24 protein-coding genes are annotated in these 24,194 nt (G+C 56.2%); 16 read left to right on the top strand and 8 right to left on the bottom strand.

Translation table 11 applies throughout. The features are described from left to right. The first annotated feature begins 3 nt into the window (after nt 1–3). From BFV65_RS00605 to coaD, 4 genes are all read left to right on the top strand, one after another. Nucleotides 4–993, top strand: a complete 990-nt coding sequence (locus tag BFV65_RS00605) for a glycosyltransferase (protein ID WP_023299021.1) — start codon at nt 4–6, stop codon at nt 991–993. A 66-nt stretch (nt 994–1,059) separates the two neighbouring features. Next, entirely contained in the window at nt 1,060–2,334 is a 1,275-nt protein-coding gene (waaA, locus tag BFV65_RS00600; protein WP_003860874.1) for a lipid IV(A) 3-deoxy-D-manno-octulosonic acid transferase, read from the top strand. After that, the gene (locus BFV65_RS00595) at nt 2,334–3,104 is read left to right on the top strand and encodes a glycosyltransferase family 2 protein (protein WP_022646623.1); all 771 of its coding nucleotides are present in this window, start codon (nt 2,334–2,336) and stop codon (nt 3,102–3,104) included. The genes waaA and BFV65_RS00595 overlap by 1 nt, the downstream gene beginning before the upstream one ends. A 3-nt stretch (nt 3,105–3,107) precedes the next feature. Continuing rightward, the gene (gene coaD / locus BFV65_RS00590) at nt 3,108–3,587 is read left to right on the top strand and encodes a pantetheine-phosphate adenylyltransferase (protein WP_069596129.1); all 480 of its coding nucleotides are present in this window, start codon (nt 3,108–3,110) and stop codon (nt 3,585–3,587) included. A gap of 2 nt (nt 3,588–3,589) precedes the next feature. Here coaD and mutM read toward each other — a convergent pair whose 3' ends face one another. From mutM to radC, 4 genes are all read right to left on the bottom strand, one after another. Next, nucleotides 3,590–4,399, bottom strand: a complete 810-nt coding sequence (mutM, locus tag BFV65_RS00585; RefSeq protein ID WP_003860879.1) for a bifunctional DNA-formamidopyrimidine glycosylase/DNA-(apurinic or apyrimidinic site) lyase — start codon at nt 4,397–4,399, stop codon at nt 3,590–3,592. Nucleotides 4,400–4,471: 72 nt separating this feature from the next. Continuing rightward, complete coding sequence (gene rpmG / locus BFV65_RS00580) at nt 4,472–4,639, bottom strand: 50S ribosomal protein L33 (protein ID WP_003024094.1); 168 nt, start codon at nt 4,637–4,639, stop codon at nt 4,472–4,474. Nucleotides 4,640–4,661: 22 nt separating this feature from the next. Continuing rightward, the gene (rpmB, locus tag BFV65_RS00575; protein ID WP_002436699.1) at nt 4,662–4,898 is read right to left on the bottom strand and encodes a 50S ribosomal protein L28; all 237 of its coding nucleotides are present in this window, start codon (nt 4,896–4,898) and stop codon (nt 4,662–4,664) included. Between the two features lie 217 nt (nt 4,899–5,115). After that, nucleotides 5,116–5,781, bottom strand: a complete 666-nt coding sequence (radC, locus tag BFV65_RS00570) for a RadC family protein (protein ID WP_022646621.1) — start codon at nt 5,779–5,781, stop codon at nt 5,116–5,118. 173 nt (nt 5,782–5,954) lie between these two features. Here radC and coaBC point away from each other — a divergent pair, with 173 nt between their 5' ends. The 3 genes from coaBC to slmA all read left to right on the top strand — a co-directional run bounded on the left by coaBC (nt 5,955) and on the right by slmA (nt 8,320). After that, complete coding sequence (gene coaBC, locus BFV65_RS00565; RefSeq protein WP_087878399.1) at nt 5,955–7,166, top strand: bifunctional phosphopantothenoylcysteine decarboxylase/phosphopantothenate--cysteine ligase CoaBC; 1,212 nt, start codon at nt 5,955–5,957, stop codon at nt 7,164–7,166. After that, nucleotides 7,144–7,602: a dUTP diphosphatase gene (dut, locus tag BFV65_RS00560; protein ID WP_032626594.1), complete on the top strand. Its 459-nt coding sequence runs from the start codon at nt 7,144–7,146 to the stop codon at nt 7,600–7,602. The genes coaBC and dut overlap by 23 nt, the downstream gene beginning before the upstream one ends. Nucleotides 7,603–7,723: 121 nt before the next feature. Next, entirely contained in the window at nt 7,724–8,320 is a 597-nt protein-coding gene (gene slmA / locus BFV65_RS00555) for a nucleoid occlusion factor SlmA (RefSeq protein WP_003860901.1), read from the top strand. Between the two features lie 82 nt (nt 8,321–8,402). Here slmA and pyrE read toward each other — a convergent pair whose 3' ends face one another. Continuing rightward, a complete protein-coding gene (gene pyrE, locus BFV65_RS00550; protein WP_023305206.1) occupies nt 8,403–9,044 on the bottom strand; it encodes an orotate phosphoribosyltransferase in 642 nt (213 codons plus the stop codon). Between the two features lie 66 nt (nt 9,045–9,110). Continuing rightward, complete coding sequence (gene rph, locus BFV65_RS00545; protein ID WP_015570044.1) at nt 9,111–9,827, bottom strand: ribonuclease PH; 717 nt, start codon at nt 9,825–9,827, stop codon at nt 9,111–9,113. A gap of 125 nt (nt 9,828–9,952) precedes the next feature. On the opposite strand from rph, the gene BFV65_RS00540 reads away from it, so the two are divergent. Both BFV65_RS00540 and BFV65_RS00535 read left to right on the top strand, forming a co-directional pair. After that, nucleotides 9,953–10,816: a YicC/YloC family endoribonuclease gene (locus BFV65_RS00540; RefSeq protein WP_003860907.1), complete on the top strand. Its 864-nt coding sequence runs from the start codon at nt 9,953–9,955 to the stop codon at nt 10,814–10,816. A 205-nt stretch (nt 10,817–11,021) separates the two neighbouring features. After that, nucleotides 11,022–11,639, top strand: a complete 618-nt coding sequence (locus BFV65_RS00535; RefSeq protein ID WP_023299016.1) for a trimeric intracellular cation channel family protein — start codon at nt 11,022–11,024, stop codon at nt 11,637–11,639. 2 nt (nt 11,640–11,641) lie between these two features. On the opposite strand, the gene ligB is transcribed toward BFV65_RS00535, so the two are convergent. Continuing rightward, nucleotides 11,642–13,312: an NAD-dependent DNA ligase LigB gene (ligB, locus tag BFV65_RS00530; protein ID WP_032626596.1), complete on the bottom strand. Its 1,671-nt coding sequence runs from the start codon at nt 13,310–13,312 to the stop codon at nt 11,642–11,644. A 251-nt stretch (nt 13,313–13,563) separates the two neighbouring features. Here ligB and gmk point away from each other — a divergent pair, with 251 nt between their 5' ends. The 5 genes from gmk to recG are packed head-to-tail and all read left to right on the top strand — an operon-like array spanning nt 13,564 to nt 19,430. Beyond that, nucleotides 13,564–14,187, top strand: coding sequence for a guanylate kinase (gene gmk / locus BFV65_RS00525; protein ID WP_006177710.1), 624 nt, complete (start codon nt 13,564–13,566; stop codon nt 14,185–14,187). A 54-nt stretch (nt 14,188–14,241) separates the two neighbouring features. Then, nucleotides 14,242–14,517: a DNA-directed RNA polymerase subunit omega gene (gene rpoZ / locus BFV65_RS00520; protein ID WP_000135058.1), complete on the top strand. Its 276-nt coding sequence runs from the start codon at nt 14,242–14,244 to the stop codon at nt 14,515–14,517. Nucleotides 14,518–14,536: 19 nt separating this feature from the next. Then, on the top strand, nt 14,537–16,651 hold the full coding sequence (gene spoT / locus BFV65_RS00515) for a bifunctional GTP diphosphokinase/guanosine-3',5'-bis pyrophosphate 3'-pyrophosphohydrolase (protein WP_022646616.1): 2,115 nt from the start codon (nt 14,537–14,539) through the stop codon (nt 16,649–16,651). Between the two features lie 4 nt (nt 16,652–16,655). Continuing rightward, nucleotides 16,656–17,345, top strand: a complete 690-nt coding sequence (gene trmH / locus BFV65_RS00510; protein ID WP_032622047.1) for a tRNA (guanosine(18)-2'-O)-methyltransferase TrmH — start codon at nt 16,656–16,658, stop codon at nt 17,343–17,345. 3 nt (nt 17,346–17,348) lie between these two features. Continuing rightward, entirely contained in the window at nt 17,349–19,430 is a 2,082-nt protein-coding gene (gene recG, locus BFV65_RS00505; protein WP_069596128.1) for an ATP-dependent DNA helicase RecG, read from the top strand. A gap of 3 nt (nt 19,431–19,433) precedes the next feature. Here recG and gltS read toward each other — a convergent pair whose 3' ends face one another. Beyond that, entirely contained in the window at nt 19,434–20,636 is a 1,203-nt protein-coding gene (gltS, locus tag BFV65_RS00500; RefSeq protein ID WP_006812438.1) for a sodium/glutamate symporter, read from the bottom strand. Between the two features lie 225 nt (nt 20,637–20,861). Between gltS and xanP the strand changes: the two genes are divergently transcribed. Together xanP and BFV65_RS00490 are read left to right on the top strand one after the other, a co-directional pair. Then, the gene (xanP, locus tag BFV65_RS00495; RefSeq protein WP_015570053.1) at nt 20,862–22,253 is read left to right on the top strand and encodes a xanthine/proton symporter XanP; all 1,392 of its coding nucleotides are present in this window, start codon (nt 20,862–20,864) and stop codon (nt 22,251–22,253) included. Nucleotides 22,254–22,371: 118 nt separating this feature from the next. Continuing rightward, complete coding sequence (locus tag BFV65_RS00490; RefSeq protein WP_063137884.1) at nt 22,372–24,066, top strand: AsmA family protein; 1,695 nt, start codon at nt 22,372–22,374, stop codon at nt 24,064–24,066. The last annotated feature ends 128 nt before the right edge of the window (nt 24,067–24,194 follow it).

Below are 24,194 nucleotides of genomic sequence, written 5' to 3'. Positions count from 1 at the left end.
CATATGCAAAATTCAGCGCCTTTATTAAGCGTGGTGGTTGCCGTTTATAACGGTGAAGCTTTTCTCGATCAGTTCTTTACCTGCCTTGTAAATCAACATATCGACAGTATGGAAGTCATCATCGTGAATGACGGCTCCACTGACCGCTCGATGCAGATTGTCGAAAAATGGCGCGAACAGCTGCCACAGATGCAGGTTATTGAACAACCTAATCAGGGCGTGTCCATCGCGCGTAATACCGGCCTGGCCGTTGCGACCGGCCAATATCTCTCTTTCCCGGATATTGATGATGTCTTCAAACCCGGCATGTACCAGCGTCTGCTGGATATGGCCGTCACACAGAACCTGGATGTCGCCACCTGCAATGGCAACTACGTCTGGGAAAATAACAAAAAACCGTCTCGCCCTATCTTCCCTGAAGATAAGCTCGCCTCAACGAGCGTCATGAATGGCGCGGCATGGTTAAAAAAGGCGCTGGATTCACGTAAGTTCCTGCATGTGACCTGGCTGAATATCTATCGTCACGATTTTATTCGTCAGCACGGCTTCCGTTTCGAGCCTGGCCTGCGCCATCAGGATATCCCGTGGACGACTGAGGTGCTGCTTGCTGCAGAACGCGTTCAGTACACCAGCGAACGCTTTTACGACTACTACATTCACTCCGCCTCGGTATCGCACACCCCGGATAATGACGACACGCTGATTCGCTCAGCGCGCCATTACATGAAGATCCTGAAGATGCTAGATGCCATTAACCAGCGCTACCCGGATAAAGTGAAAAATATCCCGGCCTGTCACTGGCAAATCGCCAAAGAGGGTCTGGGAATTATTCATACCTTCGACAACATGAAGGATGAAGCGAAGAAATCAATGATAATCAAAGAGTTCTTCGACACCGGGATCTGGAAGCTCATCTGGAAAAGTGCCAAAAGCCCGCGTTTGCGCTGGCGCCTGGGCCGACGCTACTTCCGTTTAAAACGGTATCTGGCATAAGAGATAGCTTTAGCACGCTTAAATGCTTAGAATTTCCCGGCCGAAACTAAAAAAACGGATAATCGCTTGGAATTGTTGTATACCGCCCTGCTCTACATCATTCAGCCACTGGTGTGGCTGCGACTGTTGCTTCGTAGCCGTAAAGCGCCTGCGTACCGTAAACGCTGGGCCGAACGCTATGGCTACTGCCGCAATAAAGTGGCGCCGGACGGTATTCTGCTGCATTCCGTGTCAGTTGGGGAAACGCTGGCCGCCATTCCACTGGTGCGTGCCTTACGCCATCGTTATCCGTCACTGCCCATCACCGTCACCACGATGACGCCAACCGGCTCAGAGCGCGTGATGTCTGCCTTCGGTAAAGACGTGCATCACGTCTACCTGCCGTACGATCTCCCCTGCGCCATGAACCGTTTCCTGAATACCGTTCGCCCTAAACTGGTGATCGTCATGGAAACTGAACTGTGGCCGAATATGATTTCCGCCCTGCATGCCCGTAAAATTCCTTTGGTTATCGCCAACGCGCGTCTGTCGGAACGCTCGGCGAAAGGGTACGGCAAGCTGGGTAAATTTATGCGTCGCCTGCTCAGCAAAATTACGCTGATCGCCGCGCAGAACGAAGAAGATGCCGCGCGCTTTATCGCCCTCGGCCTGAAGCGCAACCAGCTTGCGGTCACGGGTAGCCTGAAGTTCGATATTTCCGTCACCCCTGAACTCGCCGCCCGTGCGGTAACGCTGCGTCGTCAGTGGGCGCCGCGTCGCCAGGTCTGGATTGCTACCAGCACCCATGACGGCGAAGAAGCCATTATTCTTCAGGCTCACCGCCAACTGCTGGAAAAATTCCCTGATTTACTGCTGATTCTGGTTCCTCGCCATCCTGAGCGTTTTAAAGATGCCCGGGAGATGGTGCAAAAAGGCGGTTTCAGCTTCACCCTGCGCAGCAGCGGCGAAATCCCCTCTGGCAGCACGCAGGTGGTGATTGGCGATACGATGGGCGAACTGATGCTGCTGTACGGGATCGCCGATCTTGCTTTCGTTGGCGGAAGCCTGGTGGAGCGCGGTGGTCATAACCCGCTGGAGCCGGCAGCCCACGCCATTCCCGTGCTGATGGGTCCACACACGTTTAACTTCAAAGATATCTGCGCGAAATTGCAGCAAGCCGATGGCTTAATCACCGTGACCGATGCGGACTCGGTGGTCAAAGAGGTCTCAACCCTTCTGACTGACGAAGATTACCGCCTGTGGTACGGTCGTCACGCCGTTGAAGTCCTGCATCAGAACCAGGGCGCACTGACCCGTCTGCTGCAACTTTTGCAACCTTACCTGCCGCAGCGGAGCCACTAATGTCAACGCGTCTGTCGGTCGTGATGATCGCCAAAAACGCCGCCGACCTGCTTCCGGATTGCCTGGCCTCTGTTGCCTGGGCTGACGAAATCGTCATTCTCGATTCCGGAAGTACGGACAATACGGCGGACGTTGCCCGTGCAGCCGGGGCAAAAGTCTTTACCGACACCGACTGGCAGGGCTACGGTATTCAGCGTCAGCGTGCGCAGAGTTACGCCACGGGCGATTACGTGTTGATGATCGATACCGATGAGCGCGTCACCCCGGAACTCCGACAGGCCATTCAAACGGTGCTTGCCGCGCCACAGCCCGGCGCGGTCTACAGTATCGCGCGTCGTAACTATTTCCTGGGCCGCTTTATGCGCCACAGCGGCTGGTACCCCGACCGCGTGATGCGCCTCTATGCCCGCGAGCGTTATCAGTACAACGACAACCTGGTCCATGAGTCTCTGGCCTGCGATAACGCTCAGGTCATCCCCCTAACGGGCGATCTGCTTCATCTGACCTGCCGCGATTTCGCCAGCTTCCAGCGGAAACAGCTGAACTATGCCACCGCCTGGGCACAGGAGCGGCATGCGCGCGGCAAGAAGGCCACGCTGACCGGCATCTTCACCCACACGCTGGGCGCGTTTCTGAAAACGCTGCTGCTACGTGGCGGCGTGCTGGACGGCAAACAGGGCTGGTTACTGGCGGTAGTGAATGCCCAGTATACTTTCAACAAATACACCGAGCTGTGGGCGCTGAACCGCGGCTACTCAGAGAAAACGTGAGCCATGAGCACAAAAGCGATTTATCCGGGTACCTTCGATCCGATCACTAACGGTCATCTTGATATCATCACCCGTGCGGCGTGTATGTTCGACAAAGTGATTCTGGCCATTGCCGCCAGCCCGAGCAAAAAGCCGATGTTCGACCTGAACGAACGCGTGCTGCTTGCCACCGATGCGATTTCGCATTTGTCGAATGTTGAGGTCGTCGGATTCAGCGATTTGATGGCAAACTTTGCCCGTGCCCAGCAGGCCAATATCCTGATCCGCGGTCTTCGCGCGGTAGCAGACTTCGAATATGAGATGCAGCTGGCGCACATGAACCGCCATCTGATGCCGGAGCTGGAGAGCGTATTCCTGATGCCCTCCAAAGAGTGGTCCTTCATCTCTTCTTCGCTGGTGAAAGAGGTGGCGCGCCATCGCGGGGACGTTACCCACTTTCTGCCGGTTAACGTCCACCAGGCGTTGATGGAAAAGTTAAAGTAACCCTACTTCTGGCACTGACGGCAGTAAAACGTGGCGCGCTGAGCGTGCTTCGTGGCAATAATCGGCGTCCCGCATGCTCTGCACGGTTCCCCCTTACGACCATAAACCTGCAACTCCTGCGCAAAATAGCCCGGCTTCCCGTCGCTTTGCAGAAAATCCTTCAGCGTCGTCCCGCCCTGCTCAATTGAGCGCAGCAGTACCGCTTTAATCACTCTGACCAGCAGCTCGCACTCCTGCGCAGACAGCGAAGAGGCCAGCCGATCGGGATGGATCCCGGCGGCAAACAACGATTCGCTGGCATAGATATTCCCCACGCCCACGACCAGCTTGTTATCCATCAGCCAGGGTTTAATCGGGGTTTTCTTTTTCGCGCACTTCTCTTTGAGATAATCTGCGTTAAACGCCTCTGAGAGCGGCTCAGGTCCAAGATGCGCCAGCACGTTGTGCCCTTCCAGCTCTTTGGTCCACAGCCATGCACCAAAGCGACGCGGGTCGGTGTAACGCAGCACCTTGCCGTTACTCATCACCAGATCAACGTGGTCGTGCTTTTCCGCAGGCAACTCTTCGGTGAGGATGCGCAGGCTTCCCGACATGCCCAGATGGATAATGATCCAGCCGTCAGGCAGCTCCAGCAGCAGGTATTTCGCGCGGCGCTGTACGCTCAGGACGGGTTTATCGCTTAACGCGTGGATCTCATCGGACACCGGCCAGCGCAGACGCCCGTTGCGAACGACAGCATGAAGAATAGTCGCGCCAACCAGATGGGGCTCAATGCCGCGGCGGCTGGTCTCTACCTCAGGTAATTCAGGCATGGTTCCTCCGTTGAGATGCAGAATGCAAAAAACCCCGCAGATGCGGGGTTTTTCAATACAAGGAGACTAAAATTATTTGATTTTAGCTTCTTTGTACAGTACGTGCTGGCGTACAACTGGATCGAATTTTTTCAGTTCCAGTTTTTCCGGCTTAGTACGTTTGTTCTTCGTGGTGGTGTAGAAGTGACCTGTACCAGCAGAAGAAACCAGCTTGATTTTCTCGCGAATACCTTTAGCCATGATTTATTTCCTCTTTAAGTACTTAGTACTTTTCGCCACGGGCACGCAGTTCGGACAGAACTGTATCGATGCCTTTCTTATCGATTACACGCATACCTTTAGCAGATACGCGCAGGGTGACAAAACGCTTCTCGCTCTCAACCCAGAAACGGTGAGAGTGCAGGTTCGGCAGGAAACGGCGTTTAGTCGCGTTCAGTGCGTGGGAACGGTTGTTACCGGTCACCGGACGCTTGCCAGTAACTTGGCAGACTCGGGACATGTCTATTCTCCAAAAATCAAATTAGCTCGAGCTTCGTATGGGGTATCGGCGCCTCGTCAGGCTTTACAGCCCGGTCATCGCATAGTTCTATTGAACTCTCGATTGCCAGGCCCAAATGCCAAACCCGAGATTCTCAAAGGTGGCGTAGTATACGCTGACTCGGCGGTGTGCTCAAGTCCCGAACAGACAAAGATCCCGATGGATCGCGAGAAAAGGCCTAAATCCAGCCACGTTCGGCAAAAGAAATGTACTCTCCGCGGCCAATTATCAGATGGTCCAGCACACGAATGTCCATGAATTGACAGCATTTGATAATACGTTCGGTAATTGCTTTGTCAGCTCTGCTTGGTTCTGCACAGCCAGAGGGGTGATTATGCGCGAGGATCACGCCGGCTGCATTCACTTTTATCGCTTCCCGCACAATTTCACGCGGATGCACCTCAACGTGGCTCAATGTTCCCGAAAAAAGGCGGGTATGTTTCAGTACCCGGTTTTTATTGTCGAGAAAGATCACCATAAAGATCTCCCGCTCCAGATCGGAAAGCTGGCTTTGCAGAAATTCGCGGGTCATATCGGGGGTGAGGATCGGGTCTTCTTCCTCCATACGCACGTTGTAAAATCGCCGGGCCAGCTCGGCAATGCCCCGTAACTGGGCATATTTCGCCACGCCAATACCCTCAACGTGCGTAAACGCCTCCAGCTCGGCGGTCAACAATCCATACAGTGAGCCGAAATGCTCTATCAGCTCTTTCGCCAGCGTAAATACCGTTTTCCCCGGCGTGCCTGTGCGTAAAAAGAGCGCCAGCAGCTCGTCGTCCTTTAACAACGTGACGCCATGGCGCAGCATTTTTTCACGCGGTAGCAGCAGTTCAGTCTCTTCCATGCCCGGCCTCCTTCTGTTTGCCATTATGCTGCCACAGGCAAATTCGGGGCTCGACGCTGGCGTTTCGTTCTTGCGTAGCGCCTCGCAAAGTGAATTAAGGACATCATCACCCCGTTTTAGGGATTGTGATAAAATGCCCGCTCTCTGGTGAAACCCAACAGGAAAGAATCATGATGAGCCTGGCCGGTAAAAAAATCGTTCTTGGCGTCAGCGGCGGTATTGCTGCCTATAAAACGCCAGACCTGGTGCGCCGTTTGCGCGAGCGCGGGGCCGACGTACGGGTCGCGATCACCGAAGGCGGCAAAGCCTTTATCACCCCGCTGAGCCTGCAAGCCGTCTCGGGATACCCGGTATCCGACAGCCTTCTCGACCCGGCAGCCGAAGCCGCAATGGGCCATATTGAGCTGGGGAAATGGGCCGATCTGGTTATCCTTGCCCCCGCCACGGCAGATGTAATTGCCCGCGTGGCGGCCGGGATGGCGAACGATCTGGTAACGACCATTTGCCTCGCCACGCCTGCGCCCGTCGCGGTTGTACCCGCAATGAACCAGCAGATGTATCGCAACGCCGCTACCCAGCATAATCTGGATACGCTGGCCTCGCGCGGCCTGCTAATTTGGGGACCGGAGAGCGGCAGCCAGGCCTGTGGCGACGTGGGGCCAGGGCGTATGCTCGACCCATTGACGATTGTTGATATGGCCGCCGCCCATTTCTCGCCTGTCAACGATCTGCAACATCTCAACATCATGATTACCGCGGGCCCCACGCGCGAGCCGCTGGATCCGGTGCGATACATCACCAACCACAGCTCCGGCAAAATGGGCTTTGCAATTGCTGCCGCGGCAGCCAAACGCGGCGCGAACGTGACGCTGGTGAGCGGCCCGGTGTCGCTTACCACCCCTGCGTTTGTGCGGCGTATTGATGTAACTACCGCGCTGGAAATGGAAGCCGCCGTACAGGCGCATGCTCAACAACAGCATATTTTTATCGGCTGTGCGGCCGTTGCTGATTACCGCGCCGAAACCATTGCCGACGCCAAAATTAAAAAGCAAGGTGATGAATTAACAATAAAAATGGTGAAGAACCCGGATATCGTTGCCGGTGTCGCCGCATTGAAAACTCATCGTCCTTACGTTGTTGGGTTTGCCGCAGAAACGAATAATGTGGAAGAATATGCCCGGCAAAAACGTACCCGCAAAAACCTCGATTTGATTTGCGCGAACGACGTATCGCTGTCCACGCAAGGATTTAACAGCGACAGCAACGCATTGCACCTTTTCTGGCAGGATGGAGATAAAGTCTTACCGCTTGAGCGCAAAGAACTCCTGGGCCAACAATTACTGGACGAGATCGTTACCCGTTATGATGAAAAAAATCGACGTTAAGATTCTGGACCCGCGCGTTGGCGAGCAATTTCCGCTGCCAACGTATGCCACCTCCGGCTCTGCCGGTCTTGACCTGCGCGCCTGTCTCGATGACGCCGTAGAACTGGCGCCGGGTGCAACGACCCTGATCCCGACCGGGCTGGCGATTCACATTGCTGACCCGTCACTGGCAGCGGTGATCCTGCCGCGCTCTGGCCTGGGCCATAAGCATGGCGTCGTGCTGGGTAACCTGGTCGGCCTGATCGACTCTGACTATCAGGGTCAGCTGATGGTATCCGTCTGGAACCGTGGCCAGGACAGCTTCACCATTGAACCGGGCGAGCGTATTGCGCAGATGGTGTTTGTACCGGTGGTGCAGGCAGAATTTAACCTGGTGGCAGACTTCGACGTTACCGACCGTGGCGAAGGCGGCTTCGGCCATTCCGGGCGCAAATAACCGCCCGACAAACACGCATCTCACAGCGCCATAATGCAATAACAAACCGCAAACGTCAGTTTGCGGGTCGCTGTGTGGTTGCCAGCCTGACAAGTGCTTATTTTCAGGGGTATTTTGTAACATGGCAGAAAAACAAACCGCGAAAAGGAATCGTCGCGAAGAAATACTTCAATCTCTGGCTCTGATGCTTGAATCCAGCGACGGCAGTCAACGCATCACCACCGCCAAGCTGGCGGCCTCTGTGGGCGTGTCAGAGGCGGCGCTGTATCGTCATTTCCCGAGCAAAACCCGGATGTTCGACAGCCTGATCGAGTTCATCGAAGATAGCCTGATCACGCGCATCAACCTGATTCTGAAGGATGAAAAAGACACCAGCACGCGTCTGCGTCTGATTGTGCTGCTGATTCTGGGCTTTGGTGAACGTAACCCGGGTCTGACCCGTATTCTTACCGGCCACGCGCTGATGTTTGAACAGGATCGTCTGCAAGGCCGTATAAACCAGCTTTTTGAGCGTATCGAAGCCCAGCTTCGTCAGGTTCTGCGCGAGAAGAAAATGCGGGAAGGTGAGGGATATAATACGGATGAGACGCTGCTGGCAAGCCAGATCCTGGCATTTTGCGAAGGGATGCTCTCCCGGTTTGTGCGCAGCGAGTTTAAATATCGACCAACGGACGATTTTGACGCCCGCTGGCCGTTAGTGGCAGCACAATTACAGTAACGCCATCGCCGGATGGCGGCTTCGCCTTATCCGGCCTACGAACAGGTAGGCCCGGTAAGCGTAGCGCCACCGGGCAACGCAATTAAACCCCGAACTCTTCGCGATACGCTTTTACCGCCGCCAGGTGATCCGCCATCTCAGGCTTCTCTTCCAGATATGCAATCAGGTCTGTCAGCGTGATGATAGAGATCACTTTGCAGCCATAATCGCGTTCCACTTCCTGAATAGCAGAGATGTCGCCACGCCCGCGTTCCTGACGATCAAGCGAAATCAGCACACCCGCAAGCGTTGCACCGTTAGCCTGGATAATCTCCATCGATTCACGGATCGCGGTGCCTGCGGTGATCACGTCATCCACCAGCATCACGCGGCCCTGCAACGCACTGCCGACCAGATTGCCGCCTTCACCGTGGGTTTTGGCCTCTTTACGGTTAAAGCAGTACGGTACGTCGCGGTCATGGTGCTCCGCCAGCGCCACCGCCGTGGTGGTTGCAATTGGAATGCCTTTGTACGCGGGGCCAAACAGCAGATCGAAATCAATCCCGGAATCTACCAGCGCTTCGGCATAGAAGCGGCCTAACAGTGCCAGGTCGCGCCCGGTATTAAACAGCCCGGCGTTGAAGAAATACGGGCTTTTACGCCCGGATTTCAGCGTGAACTCGCCAAACTTAAGTACCTGCTTGTTAAGCGCAAACTCAATAAACTGGCGCTGATACGATTTCATGGATTTGCTCCTTTGTCTTTTCAGTCTTACAGGCAAAAAAAAGGCGACTCATTGGTCGCCTTAAAATCAATTTTCTAACGCCGCTTTCTGCGTCGCTACAATAGATTCAATACCCCCTCGGGCCAATGCCAGCAAGGTGAGCAGTTCTTCGTGAGTGAATGGCTCGCCTTCTGCCGTGCCCTGCACTTCAATGATGCGACCATCTTCGGTCATCACCACGTTCATGTCGGTTTCTGCGGCAGAATCTTCAACGTATTCCAGATCGCAAAGCGCTTCGCCGTTAACAATACCAACGGAGACAGCAGCAACCATCCCTTTCATTGGGTTGGTTTTCAGCTTACCGGCGGCAACCAGCTTGTTCAGCGCATCTGCCAGCGCCACACAGGCACCGGTAATGGAGGCCGTACGCGTGCCGCCATCGGCCTGGATCACGTCGCAGTCCAGCGTGATGGTGAACTCACCCAGCGTTTTTAAGTCAACCGCGGCGCGGAGCGCACGTGCGATCAGGCGCTGGATCTCCATAGTACGGCCGCCCTGCTTACCTTTTGCCGCTTCACGGGCATTACGGGTATGGGTTGCGCGCGGCAACATACCGTATTCCGCGGTGATCCACCCCTGCCCCTGACCTTTCAGGAAGCGAGGCACGCCCTCTTCGATGGACGCGGTGCAAAGCACTTTGGTGTCACCAAACTCAACCAGCACGGAGCCTTCAGCGTGTTTTGTATAGTTACGGGTCAGGGTGACGGGACGCACCTGGTTGGCGCTACGACCTGCTGGACGCATGATGGATTCTCCGGCTTGAAACGAATGTGGCTGCGCATTATACGGATAAAGGACGCTTATTCCTATCCTGAGAAGCCCCTGAAAGCTATAATCCCCCCATCTCTCCTTTAAAAACGGGAATGTCTATGATCCGCAGTATGACCGCCTACGCCCGGCGTGAAATCAAGGGTAGCTGGGGTAGCGCTACCTGGGAAATGCGCTCGGTAAACCAGCGCTATCTGGAAACATATTTCCGTATGCCGGAACAGTTCCGCAGCCTGGAGCCTGTGGTGCGTGAGCGTATCCGTACGCGTCTGACCCGCGGGAAAGTGGAATGTAATTTGCGGTTTGAGCCCGATGCCAGTGCCCAGGGCGAACTGATCCTGAACGAAAAGCTGGCAAAACAGCTGGTTAATGCGGCGAACTGGGTCAAAATGCAAAGCGATGAAGGCGAGATCAACCCGGTTGATATTCTGCGCTGGCCTGGCGTGATGGCCGCCGGAGAGCAGGATCTGGACGCGATTACCGCTGAAATCCTGGCTGCACTCGACGGCACGCTGGATGACTTTATCGTTGCCCGCGAAACCGAAGGCCAGGCGCTGAAAGCGATGATTGAGCAACGCCTTGAAGGCGTGAGCGCCGAAGTGGCTAAAGTGCGCGCGCATATGCCAGAAGTGCTGCAATGGCAGCGTGAGCGACTTGTCGCCAAACTGGAAGAGGCGGAAGTTCAGCTGGAAAACAACCGTCTGGAACAAGAGCTGGTGCTGATGGCGCAGCGTGTAGACGTGGCTGAAGAGCTGGATCGTCTGGAAGCGCACGTTAAAGAGACCTACAACATCCTGAAGAAGAAAGAAGCGGTAGGCCGCCGTCTCGACTTTATGATGCAGGAGTTCAACCGCGAGTCGAACACGCTGGCGTCTAAGTCTATCAATGCAGAGGTGACCAATTCAGCGATTGAACTGAAGGTCCTGATTGAGCAGATGCGCGAGCAGATCCAGAATATCGAGTAATACCTTTCAGGGTGGTGTCTGGCACATCACCCATTACTTTTTCTAATCCATATTTATCCTTACTTTCTTTGTCTCCCGCCTTATCACAAGCCCGCCTGGCATGCGTTGATAAATTGCTTTAGGGCAAATCCCCTCGCCTTAGAAAATCTCAATCGTGATCTTGCGCACAAATCGCTAACCTCCTCCACTTCATTCCGGAGGGTTTATGCTGCTTCACATTCTCTATCTTATTGGCATTACCGCTGAAGCCATGACCGGCGCGCTTGCCGCCGGACGTCGCCGAATGGACACCTTCGGCGTGATCATTATTGCCACGGCCACTGCGCTCGGCGGCGGGTCCGTGCGCGATATCCTGCTTGGCCATTATCCGCTCGGCTGGGTTAAAAACCCTGAGTACGTCATTATCGTGGCAACGGCAGCCGTGTTAACCACGATTGTAGCCCCGGTGATGCCTCATCTGCGCCGCTTGTTCCTGGTGCTGGATGCGCTTGGGCTGATTGTTTTTTCCATCATTGGCGCACAAATTGCTCTCGATATGGGTGAAGGCCCGGTTATCGCCACCATTGCGGCGGTGATCACGGGCGTGTTTGGCGGGGTGCTGCGCGATATGTTCTGCAAACGTATCCCGCTGGTTTTCCAGAAGGAACTGTACGCCGGCATCTCCTTTGCCGCGGCAGTGCTTTATGTCGCCTTGCAGCACTATGTCACCAACCACGATGTGGTGGTTATCTCCACGCTGCTGTTTGGTTTCACCGCGCGTATGCTGGCATTGCGCCTGAAGCTGGGCCTGCCCGTTTTTCATTACAAGCACAACGCGCATTAATGTCAGAACCCGTTAATGTGCTGCTCAGCCAGCCACCTTGCCAGCCTATCAACAGGAGGCGCATGCAGCCAGTTAACGACCTGCTGCGCCTTCTCTTCACCTGTTCCCGGCAAAGCCTGCCAGTCAGCGGCGCTCCGCTGATTCAGCGCCTGCCACGACGCCGCCCCAACCGCATTCAACGTGGCTTTTGTCAGCGGGATCCCCATCGCTGTGACCCAGCGAATAAAAGGTTGTTTGCGCACAATATTAAAACGATGCCAGAGCGATAACCCGCGCCCGGCGGAAAAGCCAGGCGTGGACTGTAGCTGCGCCTGCGTCAGTGTTAACCACGAAAAAATATGCTCGAAACGATGCGTCTGATGAAGCGTTCGCCAGCCCGCCTCGCCTAACCCCTCGATCCCTAGCCCTTGTTTTGAGCTAAGCCACGTCAACCGGGCAAAGAACTGTTCCATACACGCTGGTGAGGCATAAAAACAGGTCAGCGAGTGGTACTGCAGGGCCGGAGGTTCTGGTTTTTCCCTGTTCGCTCCCCGCCAGACAACTCGATCGAATCGGGGGATCCCCTGCCCGGCGAGGCTTATCAGAACCTGATCGCCGGGAACAATATCCAGCCGCTGCCAGCGTGTGACCGACCCCAGGCTCACCCGCCGCACCTGTTTATCATCAAGCTTTACTGGATCCAGTTCGGCTACAACGGACACCTTGCCCGTTCGCCCGACGCCAAACTGTATCCCTCGCACTTCAGCAACCTGAGCGACAGGCGTATATTTCCATGCGACAACCCAACGGCCTTCACCGGGTAACCAACCGTCGCCCGCGGGTTCATCCGCTGAACGCACCACAATGCCGTCCGTGGCAAAGGGCAATGCTGTTGTATGCCACGCTGAACGCTGCGCTTCGACCGCATTCACAGACGCGGCGGGCAGCGTATAACGCGCCGTCAGGGTGAACCCGGCTTTTGACAACGCATCCAGAGATACCTGCATCTCTTTAGGTCCATCCGGCCAGGCCCAGATAAACACGCCGAGCTGCCTGAGAAGTGCGCTATCGTTATGACGCATCATGGCGCCCGCCACTTTTGCCCGCATGTTCATCCCCCCCATCTGACGCTGGATGTGGTTTTCATGAATCCAGAACAGTTCACCCTGTAAGACGCTATTTGCCAGGGGGCCGGACAGGTTTTGCGGAACAGAGGGGATTGATCGAACCTGCGCCGTCCAGTCTTCACCTTTCACACCGTTGCCACGGCTAATGGCCCGGACAAGCTTCCCGCCCTGGTACACCAGCGTCACAGCCACGCCATCCACTTTGGGCTGCATCCAGAGATGTTGCCGGGCTCGCATCCACTGGCTGAGCTCAGCTTTACTGGCAACCTTATGCACGCCCGTATGCGCAACCGGGTGTGTCACACTACCTGTCAGAGGTGGCGGTCTCTCTTCGGAAGAGACATGACCAAAGCAGCGCTGCCACTGGTTCAACCGCGCGTTAAGCTGATCGTAAACCCCGTCATCAACGTCACTGACTCCCTGCTTCCAGTAAGCATCGTCCCAGCGTTTGATCTGCGCGCTCAGCGCTACAATTTCCTTTTCTGCTTTTGCCTGCGACCATACCGGGCATACCGCTAACCCGGTGCTACACCACAACAGCGCAAACCCGCTTATCCATCGCCACATTATTACCCCTCCTTTGCGTTGGAGGAGGTATAACCCGGTATTAAAAACGACGCGAATGGCAACGTTACGCTTTACGAGGCGTTATCCAGCGTTTCTTTTTGTTGCTGCAAACCGCAGACAAAACCTGAAAACGGCACGCAAAATTTAATCATCCACGGGAAAAAGTGTGACAAAGGCTACGTCACACAGCGGCGACGTGTATAATAAGCCCGTATGTAGGACTTCTTCGTTAACACATACAAAAGACTCTCATGGCTCAAGGCACGCTTTATATTGTTTCTGCCCCTAGTGGCGCGGGTAAATCCAGCCTTATTCAGGCACTGTTAAAAACCCAACCGTTGTACGATACGCAGGTTTCTGTTTCTCACACCACGCGAGCACCGCGTCCGGGTGAGGTGCACGGTGAACACTATTTCTTTGTGAATCACGACGAATTCAGAGCGATGATTGGCAGAGACGCGTTTCTTGAACACGCAGAAGTATTCGGTAACTACTACGGTACTTCGCGTGAAACCATTGAGCAGGTTCTGGCGACCGGCGTGAACGTGTTCCTGGATATCGACTGGCAGGGCGCGCAGCAAATTCGTAAGAAAATGCCTGATTCGCGCAGTATCTTTATTTTACCGCCATCGAAAGATGAACTGGATCGCCGCCTGCGGGGTCGCGGCCAGGACAGCGAAGAAGTTATCGCGAAGCGTATGGCACAGGCTGTTGCAGAAATGAGCCATTACGCGGAATATGATTACCTTATTGTGAATGATGATTTTGATGCCGCGCTGAGCGATCTCAAAACTATCCTTCGCGCAGAACGTCTGCGTATGAGCCGCCAGAAGCAGCGACATGACGCATTAATCACCAAACTGTTGGCAGACTGAACCCACTTTCAGTATCATGCCCAGTCATTTCTTCACCTGTGGAGCATTTTAAGTATGGCACGCGTAACTGTTCAGGACGCTGTAGAGAAAATTGGTAACCGTTTTGACCTGGTACTGGTCGCCGCGCGTCGCGCTCGTCAGATGCAGGTAGGCGGTAAAGATCCGCTGGTACCGGAAGAAAACGATAAAACCACCGTTATTGCACTTCGCGAAATCGAAGAAGGTCTGATCAACAACCAGATCCTCGACGTGCGTGAGCGCCAGGAGCAGCAAGAGCAGGAAGCCGCAGAACTGCAGGCCGTAACCGCCATTGCTGAAGGTCGTCGTTAATTAAACCTGCGGGTCGCCCTTGTATCTGTTTGAAAGCCTGAATCAACTGATTCAAACCTACCTGCCTGAAGACCAGATTAAGCGTCTTCAGCAGGCGTATCTCGTTGCACGTGACGCTCACGAGGGCCAGACACGTTCAAGCGGTGAACCCTATATCACGCACCCGGTAGCGGTGGCCTGTATTCTGGCCGAGATGAAACTCGACTACGAAACGCTCATGGCCGCCCTGCTGCATGACGTGATTGAAGATACCCCTGCCACCTACCAGGACATGGAACAGCTGTTTGGCAAAAGCGTTGCCGAGCTGGTGGAAGGGGTCTCTAAGCTTGATAAGCTGAAATTCCGCGATAAGAAAGAGGCGCAGGCCGAAAACTTTCGCAAGATGATCATGGCGATGGTGCAGGATATCCGCGTCATTCTCATCAAACTTGCTGACCGCACCCACAATATGCGCACGCTGGGCTCACTTCGCCCGGATAAACGTCGCCGCATCGCCCGTGAAACCCTCGAAATCTACAGTCCGCTGGCGCACCGTTTAGGTATTCATCACATTAAAACCGAGCTGGAAGAGCTGGGTTTTGAAGCGTTATACCCGAACCGCTATCGCGTGATTAAAGAGGTGGTGAAAGCCGCTCGCGGTAACCGTAAAGAGATGATTCAAAAGATCCTCTCTGAAATCGAAGGGCGCTTGCAGGAAGCCGGTATTCCGTGCCGCGTCAGCGGTCGCGAAAAGCATTTGTACTCTATCTACTGCAAAATGGTGCTCAAAGAGCAGCGTTTCCACTCGATCATGGATATCTACGCGTTCCGCGTCATCGTCCACGACTCTGACACCTGCTACCGCGTGCTGGGGCAGATGCATAGCCTGTACAAGCCACGTCCGGGGCGCGTCAAAGATTACATCGCCATTCCAAAAGCGAACGGATATCAATCTTTGCACACCTCCATGATTGGCCCGCACGGCGTTCCTGTTGAGGTGCAAATTCGTACCGAAGACATGGATCAGATGGCGGAAATGGGTGTCGCGGCGCACTGGGCTTATAAAGAGCACGGCGGCGAAAGCAGCACCACCGCGCAAATCCGCGCCCAGCGCTGGATGCAGAGCCTGCTGGAGCTGCAACAGAGTGCAGGTAGCTCGTTTGAATTTATCGAGAGCGTTAAATCCGATCTCTTCCCGGATGAGATTTACGTTTTCACGCCGGAAGGGCGCATTGTCGAACTGCCTGCGGGCGCGACGCCGGTCGACTTCGCTTACGCCGTGCATACCGATATCGGCCATGCCTGCGTGGGTGCCCGCGTCGACAGGCAGCCTTATCCGCTGTCGCAGCCGCTCTTCAGCGGGCAGACTGTCGAAATTATTACCGCGCCGGGCGCACGTCCTAACGCCGCCTGGCTGAACTTTGTCGTGAGCTCAAAAGCGCGCGCAAAAATCCGCCAGCTGCTGAAAAATCTCAAGCGCGACGACTCCGTTAGCCTGGGGCGTCGTCTGCTCAATCACGCGCTGGGTGGCAGCCGCAAACTGGCAGAGATCCCACCAGAAAACATTCAGCATGAGCTGGAGCGTATGAAGCTCGCCTCGCTGGATGACCTGCTGGCAGAGATTGGCCTCGGAAACGCCATGAGCGTGGTCGTGGCGAAGAACCTGCAACAGGGCGAAACGACAGCCGTTCCTGCTAACGCGCAAAATCATGGTCACCTGCCAATCAAAGGCGCTGACGGGGTGCTCATCACCTTCGCCAAATGCTGCCGCCCTATCCCGGGCGACCCGATTATTGCGCACGTCAGCCCGGGTAAAGGGCTGGTGATCCACCACGAATCCTGCCGTAACATCCGTGGCTATCAGAAAGAGCCTGAGAAGTTCATGGCGGTCGAATGGGATAAAGAGACAGCGCAGGAATTTATCACTGAAATCAAGGTGGATATGTTTAACCACCAGGGTGCACTGGCGAACCTGACGGCAGCGATCAACACGGCCTCGTCAAACATTCAGAGCCTGAATACTGAAGAAAAAGATGGCCGCGTTTACAGCGCCTTTATTCGCCTGACCGCCCGTGACCGCGTACATCTGGCCAATATTATGCGCAAGATCCGCGTGATGCCGGATGTCATTAAAGTCACCCGTAACCGAAACTAGCATTATGAATTCAACACGTTACGAGCGAATCTGCGAAATGCTCGCCAGGCGTCAGCCTGATCTGACGGTCTGCATGGAGCAGGTCCATAAACCTCATAACGTCTCTGCTATCGTTCGCACCGCAGATGCCGTCGGCGTGCATGAAGTCCACGCCGTCTGGCCAGGCGCACGTATGCGTACCATGGCCTCCACCGCCGCAGGCAGCAACAGCTGGGTATCCGTGAAAACTCACCAGACTATTGGTGAAGCGGTCTCGCACCTGAAAGGGCGTGGCATGCAGGTTCTGGCAACCAACCTCTCTGCTAAAGCCGTGGATTTCCGTGAGATCGATTACACCCGTCCGACCTGCATTTTAATGGGCCAGGAGAAAACGGGGATCACGCAGGAAGCACTGGATTTGGCTGACCGGGACATCATCATTCCGATGATCGGCATGGTCCAGTCACTCAACGTGTCGGTCGCCTCAGCGCTGATCCTGTATGAAGCGCAGCGCCAGCGTCAGAATGCCGGAATGTACGAGCGCAGCAACAGCATGCTGCCGGAAGAGGAGCAGCAGCGCCTGCTGTTTGAAGGTGGCTATCCGGTGCTGGCTCGCGTTGCGAAGCAGAAGAAATTGCCTTACCCCCACGTCAACGCGCAGGGCGAAATTGAAGCCGATGCCGAGTGGTGGTCCACCATGCAGTACGCAGGGTAAATCATGAAAGGCCGCCTGCTGGACGCCATACCGCTCAACAGCCTGACGGGCGTGGGCGCGGCACAAAGCAGTAAACTGGCGAAGATTGGCCTGCACACCGTGCAGGATCTCCTGCTCCACCTCCCCCTGCGTTACGAAGACCGTACTCAGCTTTATAAAATTGGCGATCTGCTGCCCGCTATTTACGCCACCGTTGAAGGGGAAGTGCTGAACTGCAACATCACCTTTGGCGGACGCAGGATGATGACCTGCCAGATCAGCGACGGCACCGGCATTCTCACCATGCGCTTTTTCAACTTCAATGCGGCGATGAAAAACAGCCTTGCCAATGGACGACGCGTACTTGCGTACGGTGAAGCCAAACGGGGCAAATACGGCGCGGAGATGATCCACCCGGAATACCGCGTGCAAGGCGATCTCAGCTCACCTGAGCTACAGGAGACGCTCACCCCGGTCTATCCAACCACCGAAGGCATTAAGCAGGCCACGCTGCGCAAGCTCACCGACCAGGCGCTGGAGCTGCTCGATACCTGCGCCATTAACGAGCTGCTGCCACCGGAGCTAGCGCAGGGCATGATGAGCCTGCCGGAGGCGTTGCGCACCCTGCACCGTCCACCGCCAACGCTTCAGCTTGTTGATTTAGAAAGCGGTAAACATCCCGCCCAACGGCGTCTTATCCTTGAGGAATTACTGGCTCACAACCTGAGCATGCTGGCCCTGCGCGCCGGTGCGCAGCGTTTCCACGCGCAGCCATTAAGCCCGCATGATGAGCTCAAAGATAAGCTGCTGGCCACACTGCCGTTTAAACCCACCGGCGCCCAGGCGCGGGTCACCGCCGAGATCGAACGCGATATGGCGCTGAATGTGCCGATGATGCGCCTGGTGCAGGGCGACGTGGGCTCCGGGAAAACGCTGGTTGCCGCATTGGCCGCTTTACGCGCTATCGTCCACGGCAAGCAGGTGGCGCTGATGGCGCCGACAGAACTGCTGGCCGAGCAGCACGCCAACAATTTCCGTAACTGGTTCGCCCCACTGGGGATCGAAGTGGGCTGGCTGGCCGGGAAGCAGAAGGGCAAAGCACGTCTTGCGCAGCAGGAAGCTATTGCCAGCGGGCAGGTGCAGATGATTGTCGGCACGCACGCCATTTTCCAGGAACAGGTGCAGTTTAACGGCCTGGCGCTGGTCATTATCGACGAACAGCACCGCTTTGGTGTTCATCAGCGTCTGGCGCTGTGGGAGAAAGGTCTGCAACAGGGCTTCCACCCGCATCAGCTGATCATGACCGCCACGCCGATTCCGCGCACCCTGGCGATGACGGCCTATGCCGATCTGGATACCTCCACCATCGACGAGTTGCCGCCGGGCCGAACGCCTGTGACCACGGTTGCCATACCGGACACGCGGCGCAGCGACATCATTGACCGCGTGCGCAACGCCTGTACGCAGGAAGGGCGTCAGGCGTACTGGGTCTGCACCCTGATTGAAGAGTCTGAGCTGCTGGAAGCGCAGGCTGCCGAAGCCACATGGGAAGAGTTAAAGCTCGCCCTGCCAGAGCTGAACGTCGGTCTGGTTCACGGGCGCATGAAGCCTGCCGAGAAGCAGGCGGTGATGCAGTCGTTCAAACAGGGCGAGCTGCACTTACTCGTTGCGACCACGGTTATCGAAGTGGGCGTGGATGTGCCGAACTCCAGCCTGATGATTATTGAGAACCCGGAGCGTCTGGGCCTGGCGCAGCTCCACCAGCTACGAGGCCGCGTGGGCCGTGGCGCGATCGCCTCTCACTGCGTGCTGCTCTACAAAGCCCCGCTGTCGAAAACCGCGCAGATGCGTTTGCAGGTATTACGCGACAGCAATGACGGCTTCGTCATTGCGCAAAAAGATCTGGAGATCCGCGGCCCGGGTGAACTGCTGGGCACGCGTCAGACGGGTAACGCCGAATTTAAAGTGGCGGATTTGCTGCGCGATCAGGCCATGATCCCCGAAGTACAACGCCTTGCGCGTCATATTCATGAACGCTACCCCGAACAGGCGGCAGCGTTAATTGAACGCTGGATGCCGGAAACCGAACGGTATTCCAACGCCTGAAGGTCAGCCAAACATCGGCAGCATCAGATAGAGCTTAATGACCAGCGCGTTGACGATATCAATGAAGAATGCGCCCACCATCGGCACCACCAGAAACGCCATGTGCGACGGGCCGAATCGTTCAGTGATCGCCTGCATATTCGCGATGGCCGTTGGTGTCGCTCCCAGACCAAATCCACAGTGACCCGCAGCCAGTACCGCCGCATCATAGTTTTTGCCCATCATGCGCCATGTAACAAAGATGGCATACAGCGCCATAAACACGGCCTGTACCGCCAGGATCGCCACCATCGGCAGCGCCAGCGAGGCCAGCTCCCACAGCTTGAGGCTCATCAGCGCCATCGCCAGGAACAGCGACAGGCTGACGTTCCCCAGCACGGACACCGCGCGTTCGAAGACGCGGTAGAAACCCATCTGCGCCAGACCGTTGCTCAGGATCACCCCGATAAACAGCACGCAGACAAAGGTTGGCAGTTCGAAAGCCGTTCCCGCCAGCCATTGCGCAACGATTTTGCCCACGGTGAGGCAGATGGCAATCATGGCGATGGTTTCAATCATCACCAACGAGGTGATGCTGCGACCAACGTCCGGTTTTTCGAACGCGGTCGGCACCATTTCATCGTCTGGTCTGCCTTCCGGCGTAGTGGAATGTTTCACCAGATAGCGCGCCACCGGGCCGCCAATCAGCCCGCCAAGCACCAGGCCAAAGGTCGCGCAGGCCATTGCCACTTCCGTTGCGTTTTCAAAGCCATAGCGTTCGATGAACAGCTTGCTCCACGCCGCGCCCGTTCCGTGGCCACCTGACAGGGTAATCGACCCCGCCAGCAGACCCATCAGCGGATCCAACCCCAGCAGCGACGCCATACCGATGCCGATGGCGTTTTGCATCAGCAGCAGGCCCACCACGACAATCAAAAACACGCCCAGCACCTTGCCGCCTGAACGCAGGCTTGCGAGGTTAGCGTTCAGGCCGATAGTGGCAAAGAAGGCCAGCATCAACGGATCTTTCAGGGACATATCAAAATCAATTTCCCAGCCCATGCTTTTTTTCAGCACCAGCAGGGCAAGCGCCACCAGCAATCCACCGGCGACAGGTTCAGGAATGGTGTACTTTTTCAGAAAGGAAACACTGTGTACCAGCTTGCGACCAAGCAGAAGAACCAGCGTTGCGGCAACAAGGGTCGACAACGTATCGAGATGAATCATAAAAGGCTCCTGTTATGCGCGTGTTCCATACACACGCGGCGTTATCCTGGGCCGGGTGATGCTCGTCATGAGCCGCCGGCGCGAAAAGTGTAATTTTTTTTTCCTGTTCGTTGTAGAAAACCTGCTCACACCGGCAGATTTTCTCTCTTTTTTTTGCTGGCAATCGTTTGCTTTTACCAGGTGGTCAGCTAAAATGCCCGCTTTTCCACCGTGGGATTGCCGCCGATGTCTGTTAACACTCTGGAGTCTGCTGATGCGCAACCGATTGCGCAGAAGCAAAACAGTGAACTGATTTACCGCCTTGAAGATCGTCCCCCGCTACCTCAAACCCTGTTTGCCGCCTGCCAGCATCTGCTGGCGATGTTCGTTGCGGTCATCACGCCGGCTCTGCTGATTTGTCAGGCGCTGGGGTTACCGGCGCAGGATACGCAACACATCATCAGTATGTCTCTGTTCGCTTCCGGTGTAGCCTCCATCATTCAAATTAAAGCCTGGGGTCCGGTGGGTTCGGGGTTGCTGTCGATTCAGGGCACCAGCTTTAACTTTGTGGCGCCGCTGATCATGGGCGGTACGGCACTGAAAACCGGCGGCGCAGATGTCCCGACGATGATGGCGGCGCTTTTCGGCACCCTGATGCTGGCAAGCTGCACAGAGATGATCATCTCCCGCGTTCTGCACCTTGCGCGCCGGGTGATCACCCCGCTGGTCTCCGGCGTGGTGGTGATGATTATCGGCCTGTCGCTGATTCAGGTGGGTCTGACCTCCATCGGGGGCGGCTACGCGGCAATGAGCGACCATACCTTCGGCGCGCCGAAAAACCTGCTGCTGGCAGGCGTGGTGCTGGCGATCATTATTCTGCTTAACCGCCAGCGTAACCCGTACCTGCGCGTGGCTTCGCTGGTGATCGCCATGGCGGCCGGTTACCTGCTGGCGTGGGCGCTGGGCATGCTGCCGGAAAACACCACCCCAACCAACAGCGCGTTGATTACCGTGCCAACGCCGCTCTACTACGGCCTGGGCATTGACTGGAGTCTGCTCCTGCCACTGATGCTGGTCTTTATGATCACCTCGCTGGAAACCATTGGCGATATCACTGCCACCTCCGACGTGTCCGAGCAGCCGGTCTCCGGCCCGCTGTACATGAAACGTCTGAAAGGCGGCGTGCTGGCGAACGGACTGAACTCGTTTGTCTCGGCGGTGTTCAACACATTCCCGAACTCCTGCTTCGGCCAGAACAATGGCGTGATCCAGTTGACCGGCGTGGCCAGCCGCTACGTGGGCTTCGTGGTGGCGCTGATGCTGGTGGTCCTCGGCCTGTTCCCGGCGGTGAGCGGGTTTGTACAGCACATTCCCGAGCCGGTCCTGGGCGGCGCGACGCTGGTCATGTTCGGTACCATCGCGGCCTCCGGCGTGCGTATCGTCTCCCGCGAGCCGCTGAACCGCCGCGCAATCATGATTATTGCGCTGTCTCTCGCCGTAGGACTTGGCGTCTCCCAGCAGCCGATGATTTTGCAGTTTGCCCCGGACTGGGTGAAAAACCTGCTCTCTTCCGGCATCGCCGCGGGCGGTATTACCGCTATCGTGCTGAATCTCATTTTCCCGCCTGAAAAGAACTGATCCCCACACGGCAGGCTGTCAATGCCTGCCGTGACATCTCTTTACACCATTCCCGCCTTGAGCATTGCGCATAATTCGTGCATAACACCCTTATGTGCGTTTCGCGGGAAGGAAGACCATGAAATTTATTGGAAAGCTGCTTATCTATCTTCTGGTAGCCCTGCTCATTGTAGTGCTCGCCTTTTATTTTCTGCTCCAGACCCGCTGGGGCGCATCGCAGGTCAGCAGCTGGATCACGGTGAATACCGATTACGAGCTCAACTTTGACCTGATGGATCACCGCTTTTCATCCCCTTCTCACATCCTTCTGGAAAACGTTACCTTCGGACGAGATGGCAAACCGGCCACGCTGGTCGCTAAAAAAGTGGATATTGGCTTAAGCAGCCGCCAGATCACCGACCCGCTGCATATGGACGCCATCACCCTGTTCGATGGCACGCTGAATTTATCTCCACAGACGGCGCCGCTGCCGTTCCAGGCCGATCGTCTGCAACTGAATAACATGGCCTTTAACAGCCCGAATACGGAGTGGGATCTCAGTGCGCAAAAGGTGACCGGTGGCGTCAGCCCGTGGCAGCCCGAGGCGGGGAACGTACTGGGGAAAAATGCGCAAATCCAGATGAGCGCCGGGTCGCTCACGCTCAACGGCATACCGGCCAACAACGTGCTGATTCAGGGACAACTCAACGGCAAAGAGGTGGTGCTGAATACCATCGGTGCCGATATGGCGCGCGGCTCGCTTACGGGGTCGGCTCAGCGTAATGCCGACGGTGGCTGGGTTATCGACACCCTGCGTCTGAATGAGATACGCCTGCAAAGCGACAAATCGCTGCTGGATTTCTTCGCCCCTCTCTCCACCCTGCCTTCGTTACAGATTGGGCGGCTGGAAGTGACCGATGCCCGTCTACAGGGGCCAGACTGGGCGGTAACCGACCTCGATCTCAGCCTGCGTAACCTCACCCTGAGTAAAGGTGACTGGCAAAGCCAGGAGGGACGGTTATCCATGAACGCCAGCGAATTTATCTACGGCTCGCTGCATCTTTTTGATCCTATCCTGAACGCGGAATTCTCCCCGCAGGGCATTGCGCTGCGTCAGTTCACTTCCCGCTGGGAAGGGGGCATGGTGCGCACCTCCGGCAACTGGCTGCGCGACGGGAACGCGCTGGTGCTGGACGACGTTGCCATTGCCGGGCTGGAATATACGCTTCCGGAAAACTGGAAAACGCTGTGGATGGATCCGCTCCCGGCATGGCTGAACAGCGTGACGCTGAAAAAATTCGGCCTGAGCCGCAACCTGGTGATCGACATCGATCCGGCGTTCCCATGGCAGATCACCTCCCTCGACGGTTATGGCGCTAATCTGCGGCTGGCGCAAGACCACAAGTGGGGCGTGTGGGGCGGTAACGCAACCCTGAACGGGGCGGCAGCAACCTTTAACCGCGTCGACGTGCGACGCCCGTCGCTGGCGCTGAATGCCAACGCCGCAACGGTAAACATTACCGACCTGAGCGCCTTTACCGAGAAAGGGATCCTGGAAGCGACCGCCACCGTGTCACAGCTGCCACAGCGACAAACCACCGTGAGCCTGAACGGGCGCGGTGTACCGCTCAACGTCTTGCAGCAGTGGGGCTGGCCAGCGCTGCCGATTGCGGGCGACGGCAATATTCAGCTCACCGCCAGCGGCAGCGTGCAGGCCAATGCGCCGCTGAAGCCGACGGTGAACGGGAAGCTTAGCGCGGTGAATATGGATAAACAGCAGGTGCAACAGACCATGACCCGCGGGATGGTGTCGGCGGTGGCTCCGGCACAGTAAAAAGCCGGGTGGCGGCTTCGCCTTACCCGGCCTACGAGGTTTTGGTTCCCTCTCCCCGTGGGTGAGGGCATCAGACCGCATAATTACCGTAGGCCCGGTAAGCGAAGCGCCACCGGGCATTTTTCCAG

Origin of the sequence: Enterobacter hormaechei subsp. hoffmannii, from assembly GCF_001729745.1 — a bacterium.
GTDB lineage: Bacteria > Pseudomonadota > Gammaproteobacteria > Enterobacterales > Enterobacteriaceae > Enterobacter > Enterobacter intestinihominis.
This window is presented reverse-complemented; position numbering and strand designations above follow the sequence as displayed.